This is a genomic window from Sphingomonas faeni (assembly GCF_030817315.1).
GTDB classification, from domain to species: Bacteria; Pseudomonadota; Alphaproteobacteria; order Sphingomonadales; family Sphingomonadaceae; genus Sphingomonas; species Sphingomonas faeni_C.
The window spans coordinates 2969253-2984752 of record NZ_JAUSZF010000001.1 but is presented as its reverse complement, the minus strand read 5'-3'; the positions used below and the strand labels follow the sequence as shown (position 1 = coordinate 2984752).

The 15500-nt window shown below is 66.7% G+C and carries 14 protein-coding genes and 1 pseudogene; 5 read left to right on the top strand and 10 right to left on the bottom strand.

Annotation, left to right across the window (positions count from 1 at the left end):
- Positions 1-58 precede the first annotated feature (58 nt).
- Positions 59-667, top strand: coding sequence for an ankyrin repeat domain-containing protein (locus tag QFZ54_RS13945; RefSeq protein WP_307088027.1), 609 nt, complete (start codon positions 59-61; stop codon positions 665-667).
- A gap of 158 nt (positions 668-825) precedes the next feature.
- Here the strand turns inward: QFZ54_RS13945 and QFZ54_RS13940 are convergent, their stop codons facing one another.
- From QFZ54_RS13940 to tsaD, 3 genes are all read right to left on the bottom strand, one after another.
- Positions 826-1335 carry an MmcB family DNA repair protein gene (locus tag QFZ54_RS13940; protein WP_307088025.1) on the bottom strand — a complete coding sequence of 170 codons (510 nt, stop codon included), beginning with the start codon at positions 1333-1335 and terminating at the stop codon, positions 826-828.
- A 61-nt stretch (positions 1336-1396) separates the two neighbouring features.
- Complete coding sequence (locus QFZ54_RS13935; RefSeq protein ID WP_307088022.1) at positions 1397-2374, bottom strand: NAD(P)H-dependent glycerol-3-phosphate dehydrogenase; 978 nt, start codon at positions 2372-2374, stop codon at positions 1397-1399.
- Positions 2371-3396 (bottom strand): tRNA (adenosine(37)-N6)-threonylcarbamoyltransferase complex transferase subunit TsaD, encoded by a 1026-nt coding sequence (tsaD, locus tag QFZ54_RS13930; RefSeq protein WP_307088021.1) that lies wholly within the window; start codon positions 3394-3396, stop codon positions 2371-2373. Before tsaD ends, QFZ54_RS13935 begins: the two co-directional genes overlap by 4 nt.
- Before the next feature lie 64 nt (positions 3397-3460).
- Here tsaD and hemC point away from each other — a divergent pair.
- A pseudogene (gene hemC / locus QFZ54_RS13925) lies at positions 3461-4367 on the top strand (hydroxymethylbilane synthase).
- Positions 4364-6025, top strand: a complete 1662-nt coding sequence (locus QFZ54_RS13920; RefSeq protein WP_307088020.1) for a uroporphyrinogen-III synthase — start codon at positions 4364-4366, stop codon at positions 6023-6025. The pseudogene hemC and the gene QFZ54_RS13920 overlap by 4 nt, the downstream one beginning before the upstream one ends.
- Positions 6026-6183: 158 nt before the next feature.
- Here QFZ54_RS13920 and QFZ54_RS13915 read toward each other — a convergent pair whose 3' ends face one another.
- Complete coding sequence (locus tag QFZ54_RS13915; RefSeq protein ID WP_307088018.1) at positions 6184-6975, bottom strand: DUF72 domain-containing protein; 792 nt, start codon at positions 6973-6975, stop codon at positions 6184-6186.
- 41 nt (positions 6976-7016) lie between these two features.
- Positions 7017-7682: a Crp/Fnr family transcriptional regulator gene (locus QFZ54_RS13910; RefSeq protein WP_307088016.1), complete on the bottom strand. Its 666-nt coding sequence runs from the start codon at positions 7680-7682 to the stop codon at positions 7017-7019.
- 131 nt (positions 7683-7813) lie between these two features.
- On the opposite strand from QFZ54_RS13910, the gene QFZ54_RS13905 reads away from it, so the two are divergent.
- Both QFZ54_RS13905 and QFZ54_RS13900 read left to right on the top strand, forming a co-directional pair.
- Positions 7814-8587, top strand: coding sequence for a class II aldolase/adducin family protein (locus tag QFZ54_RS13905; RefSeq protein WP_307089466.1), 774 nt, complete (start codon positions 7814-7816; stop codon positions 8585-8587).
- 26 nt (positions 8588-8613) lie between these two features.
- Complete coding sequence (locus QFZ54_RS13900) at positions 8614-9780, top strand: alpha-hydroxy-acid oxidizing protein (RefSeq protein WP_307088013.1); 1167 nt, start codon at positions 8614-8616, stop codon at positions 9778-9780.
- Positions 9781-9790: 10 nt separating this feature from the next.
- Here the strand turns inward: QFZ54_RS13900 and QFZ54_RS13895 are convergent, their stop codons facing one another.
- The 5 genes from QFZ54_RS13895 to QFZ54_RS13875 all read right to left on the bottom strand — a co-directional run bounded on the left by QFZ54_RS13895 (position 9791) and on the right by QFZ54_RS13875 (position 15495).
- The gene (locus QFZ54_RS13895; RefSeq protein ID WP_307088011.1) at positions 9791-9976 is read right to left on the bottom strand and encodes a Trm112 family protein; all 186 of its coding nucleotides are present in this window, start codon (positions 9974-9976) and stop codon (positions 9791-9793) included.
- Positions 9977-9978: 2 nt separating this feature from the next.
- Positions 9979-10167, bottom strand: coding sequence for a hypothetical protein (locus QFZ54_RS13890; protein WP_307088009.1), 189 nt, complete (start codon positions 10165-10167; stop codon positions 9979-9981).
- Entirely contained in the window at positions 10164-10805 is a 642-nt protein-coding gene (locus QFZ54_RS13885) for an LON peptidase substrate-binding domain-containing protein (RefSeq protein WP_307088007.1), read from the bottom strand. Before QFZ54_RS13885 ends, QFZ54_RS13890 begins: the two co-directional genes overlap by 4 nt.
- On the bottom strand, positions 10802-11698 hold the full coding sequence (locus QFZ54_RS13880) for a tetratricopeptide repeat protein (protein WP_307089464.1): 897 nt from the start codon (positions 11696-11698) through the stop codon (positions 10802-10804). Before QFZ54_RS13880 ends, QFZ54_RS13885 begins: the two co-directional genes overlap by 4 nt.
- Before the next feature lie 296 nt (positions 11699-11994).
- Positions 11995-15495 carry an error-prone DNA polymerase gene (locus tag QFZ54_RS13875; protein WP_307088005.1) on the bottom strand — a complete coding sequence of 1167 codons (3501 nt, stop codon included), beginning with the start codon at positions 15493-15495 and terminating at the stop codon, positions 11995-11997.
- Positions 15496-15500 lie beyond the last annotated feature (5 nt).

Below are 15500 nucleotides of genomic sequence, written 5' to 3'. Positions count from 1 at the left end.
TTCGCTACTGCGGCGCAAGCGTCACCCGATATCCAGGACGAACCAAGGAAGTCTCTCGATGCGTATCCGCCTGATGCTCGCCGCTACCCTCCTGACGCCTGCGCTGGCCTGCGTCGCGACGCCCGCGTTCGCGCAAGGCCAGTCGGAAGGGTACAAGTTCCTGTCCGCGGTGCGCGATGCGAAGAACAACGAGGTGCTGGAGATGCTCGGCAAGCCGGGCAGCAACATCATCAACACGCGCGACGTCACTAGTGGCGAGGGCGCGCTCCACATCGTCATCAAGCGCAGCGACGAGGTGTATCTGCGCTTCCTGTTGCAGAAGGGCGCGGATGCGAACTTGCGCGACGGCAAGGGCAACACGCCGTTGTTGCTCGCGGTGACGCTGGGACAGACGGGCATGATCCCGATCCTGACCGCGGCGGGGGCGAACCCGAATCTGGCGAACTCGGCGGGCGAAACGCCGCTGATCCGCGCGGTACAGCGGCGCGACGTTGGTATGATCCGGGTGCTGCTGGCCGAGAACGCAGATCCCGATCAGGCCGACATCATCGCCGGCATGTCCGCGCGCGCCTATGCCAAGCAGGACGGACGCAATCCGATCGTGAGCAAGCTGCTGGAAGATGCGCCGAAAAAGGTTCGGAAAGCGGTTTCGGGTCCGAAGTTCTAAACTTCGTAAACGAGTAATGAAACTACCAACGCACCTTCCCCCCTCCCTGGAAGGGAGGGGTCGGGGGTGGGTCGGCCAGCTTGTGGCGCAACCGCTGCACGATACGGAAACCAACCCACCCCCGGCCCCTCCCTTCCAGGGAGGGGAGGCCTTAGTTCTCAGAACGCCAGCCCGTCGGCATCCGGGTCCATCTGCGCGATCAGCCGCCGCGCAGCGCGTCGCGCGAACGCCAGCGTACACCGCTTGCGCACATGCGCCGGCAGCGGCACGGTATGCGCCTCCCGCACAATCGCCGCGTCGTAACGATCCGCGACGATGACCCCCGTCCGCTCGGGAAGGAACGCGGGACCATTTAAAGGCCCGACGTCGAACCCGGCCGGAACCGCCCAGAAATACCGGTCGCAATGCCCGAGATAGTCCGGCCACTTCCCGTCGCCGAGCAGGTCCGCCCGCGACACCTTGATCTCGACGATCACGATCTGTCCGCGCGCATCCACCGCCATCAGGTCGGCGCGCCGCCCGCCGTCGAGCGGCACTTCGGTCATCGCGGTGAGGTCGTGGCGCAGCAACATCCGGATCACGCCGCGCGCCACGTCGGCGGCACACATCACCGCATCGGGAGGCGATCCGGGTTCGTCGGTGCAGGAGTCCGGCGGCATATCGAGCATGCACCGGAAATAGAACAATCCACGAACGAGGCAAGCCCATTCGCGGATTGCTCGCGCGCGGTCAGCCCGCCTCGCCCTTCAACGGCCGGGCGAGCAGGTCGCCGATCACGTCGCTCACCGGCGCGCCCTCCAGCAGGCGGCAGACCGCTTCGGTGATCGGCATGTCGACGCGCGCGTCGCGGGCGGCTTCGCGGAGCACGGGCGCGGTGAAGGCGCCTTCCGCGACGGTCCGACGATCCGCCAGCAACGTCGCCGCGGAATCGCCGCGCCCCAGGCCGACGCCCAGCGAGAAGTTGCGCGAACTGGTCGAGGAACAGGTGAGCACGAGATCGCCCAGCCCCGAAAGCCCCGCCAGCGTCTCCGCCCGCGCACCACGTGCGAGGCCGAACCGCGTCATTTCGGCGAACCCGCGCGCGATCAAGGCGGCGCGGGCGTTCTGGCCCAGCCCGGCCCCCTCAACGACTCCGCAACCGATCGCGAGGACGTTCTTCACTGCGCCACCGATCTCCGCACCCGCAACGTCGGTCGAAGCGTAGGTCCGAAAATGGCGCGCCGCGAGCCGTGTCGCGAGCCGCTCGCCGAGCGCCGTATCCTCGCAGGCAAGCGTCACCGCGGTCGGCAGTCCAGCGGCAACTTCGTGCGCGAAGGTCGGTCCCGAGATCACCGCGATCGGTGCACCTGGATGCACCGCGCGAGCGACCTCGCCGACGAGCCGCTTGCTCCCCGCCTCGATCCCCTTCGCGCAGAGCACGAGCGGGATGCGGCCGATCGGGGCGGCGGCGAGCACGCTGCCGACGTGCTGGGCGGGTGCGACGACGAGTATCGCATCCATCTCCGCCAGCGCGGCGAGGTCGTCGGTCGCGCGGATCGTCGGCGACAGCGCTACGCCCGCGAGGAACAGACTATTCTCGTGAGACGCGTTGATCGAGTCGACGACATCGGTTTCGCGCGCCCACAGGATGACGTCGCGGCCGCCATGTGCCGCGACCTGTGCGAGCGCAGTGCCCCACGCGCCGCCGCCGATGACACCGATCTTCATGCCTTCACCCCCGCGCCACGCACCGCCTCGGCATTCGGATCGAGCGGCCAGCGCGGGCGGGCGGCGACGTCGAGCGGATCGGTAAGGCCCGCGGCAAATCGCTCGGCACCCGCCCAGCCGATCATCGCGGCGTTGTCGGTGCACAGCCACAGAGGCGGCGCGACGAAGCGGAGCCCGTGCGCGCTCGCGAGCCCCTGCAACGCTGTACGGACCGCGCTATTGGCCGCGACTCCGCCGGCGACGACGAGTGCGGTGGCACCGTGCGAGGTCCGCACCGCCTTCGTCGTGCGGTCGATCAGGCAATCCACCACCGCCGCCTGGAACGAGGCGGCAAGATCCTCGGGCGAATACTGGCCAACGACACGCGCTACCGCACTCTTCAGTCCGGCGAACGAGAAATGCGGTTCGGCCGAGCCTTTGAGCGGGCGCGGCAGGGGGACGGCCTTGGGATCTCCCAACGCCGCGGCCCGTTCGACGGCAGGACCGCCGGGGAAGCCCAGGCCCAAGAGCTTGGCGGTCTTGTCGAACGCCTCGCCCGCCGCATCGTCGATCGTCGTGGCGAGGCGCCGATATGCACCGACACCCTCGACCAGCAGCAACTGGCAATGCCCGCCCGACACCAACAACAGCAGATACGGAAACTCGAGGTCCGGATCCGACAAGCGCGGCGACAAGGCGTGGCCCTCGAGATGATTCACCGCGATTAACGGCTTCCCCGCGGCGTGTGCGAGCGCCTTGCCGGTGACGAGCCCGACCATCACCCCACCGATCAGCCCCGGCCCCGCGGTCGCGGCAATCGCATCGACATCGGCCAGCGTCAGCTTCGCATCGGCCAGGGCCGCGACGATCAGGGGCTCCAGCGCCTCGACATGCGCGCGCGCGGCGATTTCGGGGACCACGCCGCCGAACGGCGCGTGCGCCGCTTCCTGCCCGAGCAGCCGATGCGCCAGGACCTGCCGGTCGCCGGTGACGAGCGCGGCGGCGGTTTCGTCGCAGGAGGATTCGATGCCGAGAATGATCATCGCGCGTCTGTATAGGCCCGCGTGAAGCTTGTCGAAGGGGGCCCCTTTCTGCATGGCACGCAGGATGACATTTTTTCGGCTCGGTACGCGCGGTTCGCCGCTGGCGCTCACCCAGGCGGGCTTGGTCCGCGATGCCCTGTGCGCGGCGCATGGCTGGTCGCCCGACCAGGTCGAGACGGTCGTGATCCGCACCACCGGCGACCGCGTGCAGGATCGCGCGCTCGCCGAGATCGGCGGCAAGGCGCTGTGGACCAGGGAGCTCGATCGCGCGCTGCACGACGGCGACATCGACTGCGCGGTGCATTCGATGAAGGACGTCGAGACCATCCGGCCACACACGCTGAAGATCGCCGCGATGCTGCCGCGCGCCGACGTCCGCGATCGGCTGATCGGTGCGGAGACGTTTGCCGACCTGCGGCCCGGAGCCGTCGTCGGCACGAGTTCGCCGCGACGCCGTGCGCAGATGCTCAGGCTGAGGCCCGACCTGGAGATCGTCCTGATCCGCGGCAACGTCGATACGCGGCTCGGCCGCGTGGCGAGCGGCGAGATGGACGCCACGCTGCTCGCCGCCGCCGGGCTCGATCGCCTGGGGCGCGACGACGGCCATGCGATCCCGACCGACATCATGCTGCCCGCACCGGCGCAGGGCGCGGTCGGGATCGAGGTCCTCGACGGCAGTACCGCGCACGCGACCGTCGCGGCAATCGACCATGCCGACACGAGCCTGTGCGTGCTGACCGAGCGCGCGTTGCTGGCGCGGCTCGGCGCGGATTGCCACTCGCCGGTCGCGGCTCTCGCGTCGCTGGCAGGCGAGACGCTGACGTTGCGCGCCGAGCTGATCGCGGAGGATGGGATCGTGCGACGTCGCCGGATCGATCGAGGGCGGCGCGGGCGAAGACCTCGGCACGATGCTGGCGATCGACCTTCTTACGCGCGCGCCGGCCAGCGTCCGTCGGCTGTTCGCGGCATGACGCCCCCCCACGCCGTCGTCGTCGTTCGGCCGGAGCCCGGCAATGCCCGAACCGCGGCGGCGCTGCGGACGCTCGGGCTCGACGTGCGGCAGGTTCCGCTGTTCGCGGTAACGCCGGTCGACTGGAGCATACCCGATCCGGCGGGGTTCGACGGACTGTTGCTGACCAGCGCGAACGCGGTGCGGCATGGTGGCGCAGGACTGGACGTGTTGAAGCGCCTGCCAGTGGTCGCCGTCGGCGCCGCGACTGCGGCGGCAGCGAGCGATGCGGGTTTTGCAGTCGCGGTTACCGGGTCGGGCGATGCCCGCGACGCCGTTTCGGAAGCGCGCGACCGCGGCTTTGCGCGCCTGCTCCACCTTGCCGGGCGCGATCGTGCCCCGACCGACGACGGGGTCGAGGCCATTACCGTCTACGCCAGCGATGCCGTACCGATCGACGCCGACACCGCGCGATCGTTCGTCGATACCGTCGTCCTGCTGCACTCCGAACGCGCTGCTGTCCGGCTGAGGGAAGTGCTCGACGCGACTGGCATCGACCGGACCGGAATCGAGATTGCGGCGATCAGCGCGACGGTCGGAGACGCCGCCGGAACCGGCTGGGTCACCGTCTCGATCGCCCCGCAACCGAGCGACCCCGCGCTCGTCGCGCTCGCTGCTGCGCGTGCGAACATACGCGCGATTGACCATCCGGTGCATGGCGGGGATAAGCACGCCATGAGCGACCATGTGCCGACCGATCGCCCACGGGCACGCGGACCCAGAATGGGCGTCATCATCGCCCTGACCGCACTTGCGTTCATCGCCGGGCTGGCGCTGATGGCCTATGCCGCCAGGAAGCTGCCCTGGTTCGATGCGACGCGGTCGGCCACCACAGGCGCACCCGTCGCAGGGCAGAAAGTCGGCGCGAGCAGCACCGGGTATATCCCCTCGCAACCGCTAGGTCCGGATGGCCAGCCCCAGGCGGCTGCGCCGGTCGACACCGCGGTGCTGGCAACGCGCGAAGCGACGTTGGCGGGCCAGTTGACCGCACTCGAGGCGCGCACCGCGGCGATCACCACCGATGCAGCCGCGGCCAGCGGACAAGCCACGCGCGCGGAAGGCCTGCTGGTGGCTTTCGCCGCGCGGCGTGCGCTCGATCGCGGGGTCGGGCTCGGCTATCTGGAGGAGCAATTGCGCTTGCGGTTCGGCCAGGCTCAGCCGCGCGCGACCATGCTGTTGATCCAGTCCGCGCGCCAACCGGTGACGCTGGAGGACCTTCGCCAGGGGCTCGACGCGATCGCCCCCGATATCACGAGTTCGACGGGTGAGAACTGGCTCGACACGATCCAGCATCAGATCGATTCGTTGATCGTGTTGCGCAAGGCCGGAACACCCTCGCCAATGCCGGCCGACCGCCTGGCACGTGCACGACGCCTCCTGGGCGCGGGGCAGGTCGAGGCGGCACGGGCCGAAGTCGCCCGCCTGCCTGGTGCGGCCCAAGCCGGCAACTGGATGGATGCGGCACGGCGCTATGTCGTCGCCCGCCAGGCACTGGACGTGATCGAGAACACCGCGCTGATCGGACAGGCAGGACAACCCCAGCCCGCGCCGGTCGTGATCCCGACGCCCGAAACGGCACCGCCCGTGATAGACACCGCCCCCGACCCGTCGGGCGTCTGAACCACAATTACGGCCTACGCCCTTGGGTCGTACAAGATGGTCCAACCTGCTGCAATTTAGCCCATGGCCGTGCAGAGGTTCGCGATAGGCTTTGTCCGAGCAACGCATGACGGACCCGGGTGAGCCGTCCGCAGGGGCGTTCGGATAGCTCGGCGTACTTACCCCTCCACCCTCTCGATCAACGCCATCGCCGCGTGTGGCGCGCGAACCTTGGCGCCGTTGATGAAGAACACGAACGTCTCCCGCGTCTTCTTCGCCGGCGTGGCATCCTCGACATAGGGCAAGCCCTCGGGGCGCCCGCCCGCCGCCCATATCTTCGCCTTGTCCGCCCATTCGTCCAGCGCGGTCGGGGCGTAGCCCGCGACATAGCGCTCCTCGGCGTCCTCCAGTCGCGCATAGACGAAGTCGCCGGTCACGTCGGCGATCGCCGGATATTCCGCCGACTGCGCAAAGACGATCGCGACGCCAGCATCGCGGCACATCGCGACGAATTCCGGCACCGCGAAACTCTCGTGCCGGACCTGAATCGCATGCCGCAGCGCGAGGCCGTCCTGCTTGGCCGGCAACAGTTTCAGGAACGCGGCGAAATCGTCCGCGTCGAACTTCTTCGTTGCCATGAACTGCCACAGGATCGGTCCGAGCCGGTCGCCGAGCTCGACGATCCCCTGCCCGGTGAACTTCGCGATCGACTCCCCCGCTTCGGCCAGCACCTTCCGGTTGGTGCAATAGCGCGACGCCTTGAGCGAAAAGACGAACCCGTCGGGCACCGCCTTCGCCCAGGACGCGAACGTCGCCGGCTTCTGGCTGCCGTAATAGGTGCCGTTGATCTCGATCGCGGTGACGTGCTCGGCGGCATAGTCGAGCTCGCGCTTCTGCGGCCATTTCTCCGGATAGAAGGTCCCGCGCCACGGCTCGTAGGTCCAGCCGCCAATACCGATTCTGATGGTCATGGCCGCGAGTGTAGCGCTCCGCGGACAGGCTTGGCGATGCCCTATTCGGTGATGACGCCGCGCAGCCCCGGCAGGTCGAGGATACGCACCTGCGCATAGGCGACCGTGACCAGGCCATCGCGCTCGAACCGCTTCAGATGCCGGTTGAGCGTCTGGCGCGCGATGCCGACAACACCGGCAAGCTCCTCCTGACGGATCGTGATCCGACCGTCCCCCGCCTGCGATGCTCGCATCAGCGCCTGCGCCAGCCGTACCCGGATCGACTGTCCCACACTCTGCGCAATGAACCGCAATGCCGTGCGTTGATGCGCACACACGAGCAGGCCGAGATCGCGGTAGAGTTCCGGGGCCGCCGCTGCCGCTCGCGCGAACGCCGCTACCGACACATGCACCAGTCGCGCCGCGCCGAACGCCGTCGCGTCATGCGGTCTTGGATGACCGTCGAACGTGGACAGTTCCCCGAACCACGTCCCCGGCCGCACGATCAGGGCGAGCAGTTCCACACCATTGGCGGACAGCCCTTTCAGCCGGACCTGCCCGTCCAGAACCGCCCACAACCCGTTCGGCGGATCGCCCGAACCATAGATCCGCTCGCCATTCTCCAGCACCTCGACCCGCGCCTCCTGCAACAGGCGTTCGCGACGGCAGACCGGTATCGCGGCGAACCACGTGTCGGTCGCCAATATCTCGTGATCCGTATCATGCATCGCCCGAAGCTAGGCAAAATTTCGGGAATGTCACCATCGAGACAAAGTTTGCCGAATGCCGGTCGTACAAGAGGCAAAACATAAGGAGGCGGATGATGGCAACGGCACTGAAGGCGATGGAACCGGCTGCGATGGCGACCGCGGCAACGACGACGACCAAGGACCAGGTATCGGCCGAGGAATGGGCGCTGCGCGTCGATCTCGCCGCCGCGTACCGGCTGGTCGCGCTATACGGCTGGGACGACCTGATCTTCACGCATCTGTCGGCGCGAGTCCCCGGCCCCGAGCATCATTTCCTGATCAATCCGTACACGCACATGTTCGAGGAGATCACTGCGTCGTCGCTGGTCAAGATCGACGTCGACGGCAACAAGGTCATGGACACCCCTGCCCCGGTCAACCGCGCGGGCTTCGTGATCCACTCGGCGGTCCACGCCGCGCGCCATGACGCCGTGGCGGTGCTGCATCTCCACACTCCGCACGGCCAGGCGGTGTCGGCGATGGCCGAAGGGCTGCTGCCGCATACGCAGACGGCGATGATCGCCGGGCACGACGTCGCCTATCACGACTTCGAGGGTATCGCGACGGAGCTGGAGGAACGCGAGCGGCTGGTTCAGGATCTCGGCACCAAAAACGCGATGATCCTGCGCAACCACGGCACGCTGACGGTCGGTGAATCGGTACCCCAGGCGTTCCTGCGGATGTATTTCCTCGAACGCGCCTGCGAGGCGCAAGTGCTGATGCTCAGCGCCGGTCGCGAGAATCTGAACAATCCGAACCAGGGTGTTGCCGAGAAGGTCGAGGGGCAATCGAGCGCGACCGGGATGCGCATGCTTGCAGACGGGCTCGCCTGGCCGGCGCTGTTACGGAAACTCGACCGCGTCAATCCGGGCTATCGGGACTGACCGCGAAGACGTTCGGAGGGCGACGCATGCCGCATTACGGCGATTACCAGAACGAGATCTATTTCGCCGGGCTTGCCGGCGTCGTCCCGAAGGTGCCGGTCGATTTCGCGTCGCTCGAGGCTCGCGCCGCGGCGGCCTTGCCACCGTCCGTGCTCGGCTATCTGCAGGGCGGATGCGGCGACGAGTTCACGCAACGTCAGAATGCCGACGCGTTCCGGCATTGGGGCATGACGCCACGCATGATGGTCGATGCGACGCGTCGCGACCTGTCGATCGACCTGTTCGGGATGACGCTGCCTAGTCCGATTTTCATGAGCCCGATCGGGATCAACGGGCTGTGCACGCAGGACGGCCACGGTGATCTCGCCGCCGCGCGGGCGGCCGCGCTGACCGGCGTCCCACTGATCCAGTCGACGCTGTCGAACGACCCACTCGAAGACATCGCCGCGGCGATGGGCGACACGCCCGGCTTCTTCCAGCTCTACACGCCCAAGGACAAGCCGCTCGCCGAAAGCCTCGTCCAACGTGCCGAAGCGGCGGGTTACAAGGCGATCGTCGTCACGCTCGACACGTGGGTGACGGGTTGGCGTCCGCGCGACCTAAACGTCGCGAACTTCCCGCAATTGCGCGGCCATGTGCTGGAGAACTATTTCAGCGATCCCGTCTTCCGCGCGATGCTCGCCAAGCCGCCGCGCGAGGATCTGTCGGCGGCAGTGCGGCAATGGGCCGGGACGTTCGGCAAGGTTCTGACATGGGACGACATGCCGTGGCTGCGATCGATGACGTCGCTGCCGATCGTCCTTAAGGGGATCTGTCATCCCGACGATGCGCGGCGCGCGATCGATCTGGGGGCGGACGCGATCTACTGCTCGAATCATGGCGGGCGCCAGGCGAATGGCGGGATCGCCGCAATCGACATGCTGCCTGCGGTGGTCGAGGCGAGCGGGACCGTCCCGGTGCTGTTCGATTCGGGCATCCGCTCGGGTAGCGACGTCGTCAAGGCGCTCGCGCTCGGCGCCACCGCGGTTGGGGTCGGCCGGCCCTACACGTACGGCTTGGCGCTAGACGGCGCGAACGGCGCCGCGCATGTGCTGAAATGCATCCTCGCCGAAGCCGACCTGTTGATGGCGGTGAACGGCTACCCGACGATCGCCGCCGTTCGAGAGGCCGGAGCGACGCGGACGGGCCGCTGAAGACGGGCGATCAGGCGGCGGTCGCGTCGGTCCGGCGTGCCTCTTCGACCAGCATCACGGGCACGCCGTCGCGGATCGGATACGCGAGCCCGGCGGCGTCTGAAATCAGTTCCTGCGCGGCCTCGTCATAGCGAAGCGGCGTGCGCGTCGCGGGGCAGACGAGGCGTTCGAGCAACCACGGGTCCAGGGGCTTCATCGTCAAACTCTTTCCCCGCGCGACGGAGGCGCGGCAGCGGCCTGCCCAATGCGACCGGACTCGCTGCCGATCCGCCGCTGCGTCGCGACGTGTTCGATCGCGGTGATCTTCTTCGGATCGAACAGATTGGCGAAGAACATGCCGATCATCATCACGGCACCGTGCGCGCGACCCTTGCTGGGCGACTTCACTGCAACGTCACCGATTCGTTGCCGTCGTGCCGCCCGAAGAACTGCATCAACTGGATGATCAGCTCGGCGCGCTGCTCGATGTTCGGCGCTTCCAGCAACGCCTGCTTTGCGGCCGCATCGAACGGCGCGATCTGGGCGATGCCGTTAACCAGGCTCTCGTCGTCGAGCCGTCCGACCGCATCCCAGTCGACCGCATAGCCCTGCATGTCCGCGAACCGACGCGATTCCAGTTCCAGTGAAGACCGCCGCCCGAGCGACAGAGAGTCTTCCTCGATCAACGGCAGCAACTCCGCCTCGACCTGCCGGAACGCGGTCGTCACGTCCAACTCGCGAACGATCCGGAACAGCGCGATGCCTTCCAGCACGACGTTGTAGCGCCCATCGTCGAGCGCCTCGACCTCGGCGATTTTGCCGACGCAGCCGATGTCGTACAGCGCATCCGCGTCGTCATGCGGTCCGCCCCGGGGCTGGATCATGCCAATCCGCCGGTCGCGCGCCATCGCATCGCTGATCATCGCCCGATAGCGCGGCTCGAACATGTGCAGCGGCAAATGCATGCCGGGGAACAGCAGCGCCCCCGGCAGCGGGAAGATCGACAGTCGCGTGGTAGCGCGCGGGGGGGCGGACTCGGTGGTCATCCGAACAGGATCGCAGACAGACGACGGCGCTGTCCAGACACCCACGGGTCTTCGAGCCCGACGACCTCGAACAATTTCAACAACTGCGTCCGCGCCGCGCCCTCGTTCCAGTCGCGCTCGGTGGCGATGATGCCGAGGAACGTGTCGGCGGCGGCATCGCGGTCGTTCGCCGCCATCTGGCCGTTGGCGAGCGCGAACCGGGCCTGCAGGTCGTCGGGGTTCGCCTCGACCGCGGCGATCAGCGGCGACAGATCCTCGACCGGCGGCGCCGACTGCGCGAGCGCGAGCGCGGCCTGCGCGCGCTGGATCGCGGGATCCTTGGCGATCGCTGGATCGAGGTTCGCCAGCCAGTCGCTCGCCTCGTCGAGCTGCCCGGTCGCGGCCAGCGCGCGGACGAAGCCGGCATGGACCTGCGGATGCTCGGGCGCGATCTCGGCGATCTCGCGGAAGATGCCGAGCGCGCGCTCGCCGTCACCCTCGGCCAGCGCCTCTTCGCCCACCGCGATCAGCGGCTCGACATCGGGCGCCGCGTCGGTCACGCCGGCTTCGATCGGCAGCTGCTTTAGCAATTGGTCGAGGATCACGCGTAGCTGCGATTCGGTGCGCGCGCTGGTCATGTCGGCGACCAGCTGGCCCTGGAACATCGCATAGACGGTCGGGATCGATTTGATCTGGAATTGCGCGGCGATGAACTGGTTCTTGTCGGTGTCGACCTTCGCCAGCACGACGCCCTTGTCGGCGTAATCCGCCGCGACCTTCTCCAGCGTCGGCGTCAGCGCCTTGCACGGCCCGCACCATTCCGCCCAGAAATCGATGATCACGAGCTTCGTCATCGACGGTTCGACGACATCGCGACGGAATGCCTCGACGGCATCCTTCTCCGCGGGGGACATTCCAAGCGTGGCCAAGTTCAACTCCCGTGTGGTTCTAGCGCGGTATTTGGGGGCGCTCCCGATTAATGCCACCTTTAGGATGGTTCGGTACGCACGACAAACCCAGCCTACCCTCCTGCCGCACGTCGTCCCGGGCTCGACGCGGGATCCAGAGGACTTAGGCGCCGTTTTCCTGCGCACGCAGGAATCCAGGGCCAAGCCGAACGACCGCGTACGGCGTTCGAAACCCTGGGCTCCTGCGTTCGCAGGAGAACAAGACTGTCGCAGAAGGCCCGCGTTCGTCGCGATGACGGAGGTCAATGGAAGTCGCGCGACTTGGGCAGCACGCGCACGTCCCGCGGATGCGTCGCGCGCGGATGATGCGCCCGGGCATCCGGACTCCGCGTAAGCACCGGCCGGATCACCTCGTCGACGCGCGCGAGCGGCGGCTCCAGCGCATGATCCTCCGACAACAGCCGCAGCATCTCGGTGCGGTCCTGCACCCGCGACGTCATCAGATGCGTCACGCCTTCCTCGCTGCGCTGGATCACGCCCTCCAGCACCATCAGCCGTGACGCCATCACCGCGCGTCGGTTCGCTTCGAAATCGCGTGCCCACATCAGCCCATTGGTGATCCCGGTCTCGTCCTCGATCGTCACGAAGATCGCATTGCCCTTGCCCGGCCGCTGGCGGACCAGCACCACGCCCGCAACCTTCGCGCGCCGCCCGTCCTTGGTAGCGTTGGCCTGCGCGCTCGACAGGATTCCCTCGGCTGCAAAACGCGTGCGAAGGAACGCCATTGGATGCCCCTTCAACGACAGTCGCGTCGTCTGGTAATCCGCCGCGACCTGTTCGGAGAGCGGCATCGGCGGCAAATCCGCGTCGGGTTCCTGACCGAGTTCGGGTACTTCGGCGGCGGCGAACAGCGCGAGCTGCTTGGGCGGCGTCCGACGCACGTCCCACAAAGCCTCGCGCCGCTCCTTCGCGACCGACCGGAACGCATCCGCATCGGCGAGCAGGTTCATCGCCCGCTGTGGCAGGTTCGCCCGCCGCACGACGTCCTCGATGCTAGCGAACGGCGTGGTCCGAACGCGAACGATCTCGTCGGCCCAATCTTTCCGAAACCCATCGACCTGCCGGAATCCGAGCCGCAAATCCTCCCCGGCACGGGGAGGGGGACCATCCACAGGATGGTGGAGGGGGGGCGCCGCAAACGCTCCGCCTGGAAGAGTAGCATCCCCAAACGCGGCGTTTGTAACAGCCCCAGCCGCAAGCGATACGTCCGCGGAAGCACCCCTCCACCCCGTTTCGCGCGGTCCCCTTCCCCGTGCCGGGGAGGATAAGCTGTTATCCCATCCGCTCGCATTCACATCGACCGGCAGTACGCACACCCCGTGCTCGACTGCATCGCGCACCAACTGCGCCGGCGCATAAAATCCCATCGGCTGCGAATTCAGCAACGCGCAACAGAACACCGCCGGATGAAAGCATTTGATCCACGACGACACATACACCAGCCGCGCGAACGACAGCGCATGGCTCTCCGGAAAACCGTAGGACCCAAACCCCTCGATCTGCTTGAAACAGCGCTCCGCGAACTCCGCCTCATATCCCCGCGCGACCATCCCGCCGATGAGCTTCGCCTGGAAGTTATTCATTCCCCCGACCTTGCGAAACGTCGCCATCGACTTGCGGAGTTCATTGGCCTCGTCAGGGGTGAACTTCGCCGCGACGATCGCCAGCTTCATCGCCTGTTCCTGGAACAAAGGCACGCCGTATGTCTCGCCAAGCAGCACTTCGAGTTCGTCGCTTCGGCCATGCTCGGGCGATGGCGAGGGATAGACCACCACCTCCTTCTTCGCCCGCCGCCGAAGATACGGATGCACCATGTCACCTTCGATCGGCCCGGGTCGAACGATCGCGACCTGGACCACCAGATCGTACAATTTCCGCGGTCGCAGACGGGGTAGCATGTTGATCTGGGCGCGGCTCTCGACCTGGAACACGCCAATGCTGTCGCCATCGCAAAGCATGTCATAGACCTTCGAATTCTCGTCGTTGGCAATCGTCTTCAGCTCATGGTCGCCGAGTCCGTGCTCCCGCATCAGATCAAAGCTCTTGCGGATGCAGGTCAGCATGCCAAGCGCGAGAATGTCGACCTTCATCAGGCCAAGGCAGTCGATGTCGTCCTTGTCCCATTCGATGAACGTACGATCCTCCATCGCGCCGTTATGGATCGGCACGATCTCGTCTAGCCGCCCCTGCGTCAGCACGAAGCCGCCGACATGCTGCGACAAATGACGTGGAAATTCGAGCAGCCGTTCGACCATGTCCCGCAACCGGGCGATTTCCGGATTGGCCACGTCGAACCCCGTTTCGGCAAATCGACGTTCCGGGAAACGGTTTGAAAAGCTGCCCCATACGGTGCTGGTCAGGCGTTGCGTGACGTCTTCGGTAAAGCCCAACGCCTTGCCTACCTCGCGCACGGTGCTGCGCGAGCGGAAGTGGATGACCGTCGCGGCGATCGCCGCGCGCTCCCGACCGTAGCGCCCGTAGATATACTGCATCACCTCTTCGCGCCGCTCATGCTCAAAATCGACGTCGATATCAGGCGGTTCGCTGCGCTCGGCGGAGACGAAGCGCGAGAACAGCAGATCGTGCTTCATCGGATCCACCGACGTGACGCCGAGCACGTAGCAGACCACCGAGTTGGCGGCCGATCCGCGTCCCTGGCACAGGATTGGCGGATCGGCACTGCGCGCGAACCGGACGACGTCGTGGACGGTCAGGAAGTAATAGGCATAGTTCTGTTGCCGAATCAGCGCGAACTCGTCGCGTAACGATGCCACCAGCTTGTCCGGCACATAGCCATCATATTGGTCGATCGCCGATTGCCAGGCGAGATGCTCCAGCCAGTCCTGTGGATCCCAGCCTGCCGGGACGGGCTCATGCGGATATTCGTATTTGAGTTCGTTGAGCGTGAAATCGATCCGCGCGAGCAGCTTTGCCGTCTCGGCGATCGCGTGCGGCCGGTCGCGGTAAAGGTGTGCGATCTCGTCCGCATCCTTCAAATGGCGTTCGCCATTGGCACCGAGCCGTTTGCCGGCTCGCTGGATCGTCGCGCCCTCACGGATGCAGGTGACGATATCGTGAAGCGAGCGATCATCGGCGACCGCATAACGCACGTCGTTGGTCGCCAGGATCGGCACGTGTGCCTTGACGGCGATCCGGGCAAGCCGGGTTTGGCGTCGCCGATCGCGACCGCCATGCGGCATCGTAACCCCAAGCCACACCGATCGCCGCGCCAGCGGACGGAGCGCGACAAGTGTGGCTTCGAGACTGGCATCGTTGCGCGTGGGAAGCACGAAATCCTTGTGCGCGACCACCGGGCGAGCGGTGCAATCCGGCATGACGATCAGCAATATATCGCTGAGATGCGCAAGCAGATCGTCGAAGCCGAGGATGCAGCCGCCTTTCTCGGCGCGCCGGTTACCCAGCGTCAGCAGCCGCGTCAGCCGCCCCCATCCGGCGCGCGTCGCGGGATAGGCAACGATGTCCGGCGTACCGTCGGCGAAGACGAGCCGCGCGCCGACCACCAGCTTGAAATCGAACGACGGCAGCATCGCGCCGAGCTGCCCCCGTTTTGCGCGTTCCAGTGCATCATAAGCGCGGACCACGCCAGCAACCGTGTTGCGATCGGCGATACCGATGCCGGCCAGTTTTAATTCGATTGCGCGACCAACAATGTCGCTCGGATGGCTGGCCCCGTCGAGAAACGAGTAATTGGTCGCCGCGACCAGTTCGGCGAACCCGGTCATGACGC

Coding starts and splice junctions, on each gene's coding strand:
- QFZ54_RS13945 (WP_307088027.1), top strand. CDS start 59: ATGCGTATCCGCCTGATGCTCGCCGCTACCCTCCTGACGCCTGCGCTG.
- QFZ54_RS13940 (WP_307088025.1), bottom strand. CDS start 1,335: ATGCTCGATATGCCGCCGGACTCCTGCACCGACGAACCCGGATCGCCT.
- QFZ54_RS13935 (WP_307088022.1), bottom strand. CDS start 2,374: ATGAAGATCGGTGTCATCGGCGGCGGCGCGTGGGGCACTGCGCTCGCA.
- tsaD (WP_307088021.1), bottom strand. CDS start 3,396: ATGATCATTCTCGGCATCGAATCCTCCTGCGACGAAACCGCCGCCGCG.
- QFZ54_RS13920 (WP_307088020.1), top strand. CDS start 4,364: ATGACGCCCCCCCACGCCGTCGTCGTCGTTCGGCCGGAGCCCGGCAAT.
- QFZ54_RS13915 (WP_307088018.1), bottom strand. CDS start 6,975: ATGACCATCAGAATCGGTATTGGCGGCTGGACCTACGAGCCGTGGCGC.
- QFZ54_RS13910 (WP_307088016.1), bottom strand. CDS start 7,682: ATGCATGATACGGATCACGAGATATTGGCGACCGACACGTGGTTCGCC.
- QFZ54_RS13905 (WP_307089466.1), top strand. CDS start 7,814: ATGGCGACCGCGGCAACGACGACGACCAAGGACCAGGTATCGGCCGAG.
- QFZ54_RS13900 (WP_307088013.1), top strand. CDS start 8,614: ATGCCGCATTACGGCGATTACCAGAACGAGATCTATTTCGCCGGGCTT.
- QFZ54_RS13895 (WP_307088011.1), bottom strand. CDS start 9,976: ATGAAGCCCCTGGACCCGTGGTTGCTCGAACGCCTCGTCTGCCCCGCG.
- QFZ54_RS13885 (WP_307088007.1), bottom strand. CDS start 10,805: ATGACCACCGAGTCCGCCCCCCCGCGCGCTACCACGCGACTGTCGATC.
- QFZ54_RS13880 (WP_307089464.1), bottom strand. CDS start 11,698: ATGTCCCCCGCGGAGAAGGATGCCGTCGAGGCATTCCGTCGCGATGTC.
- QFZ54_RS13875 (WP_307088005.1), bottom strand. CDS start 15,495: ATGACCGGGTTCGCCGAACTGGTCGCGGCGACCAATTACTCGTTTCTC.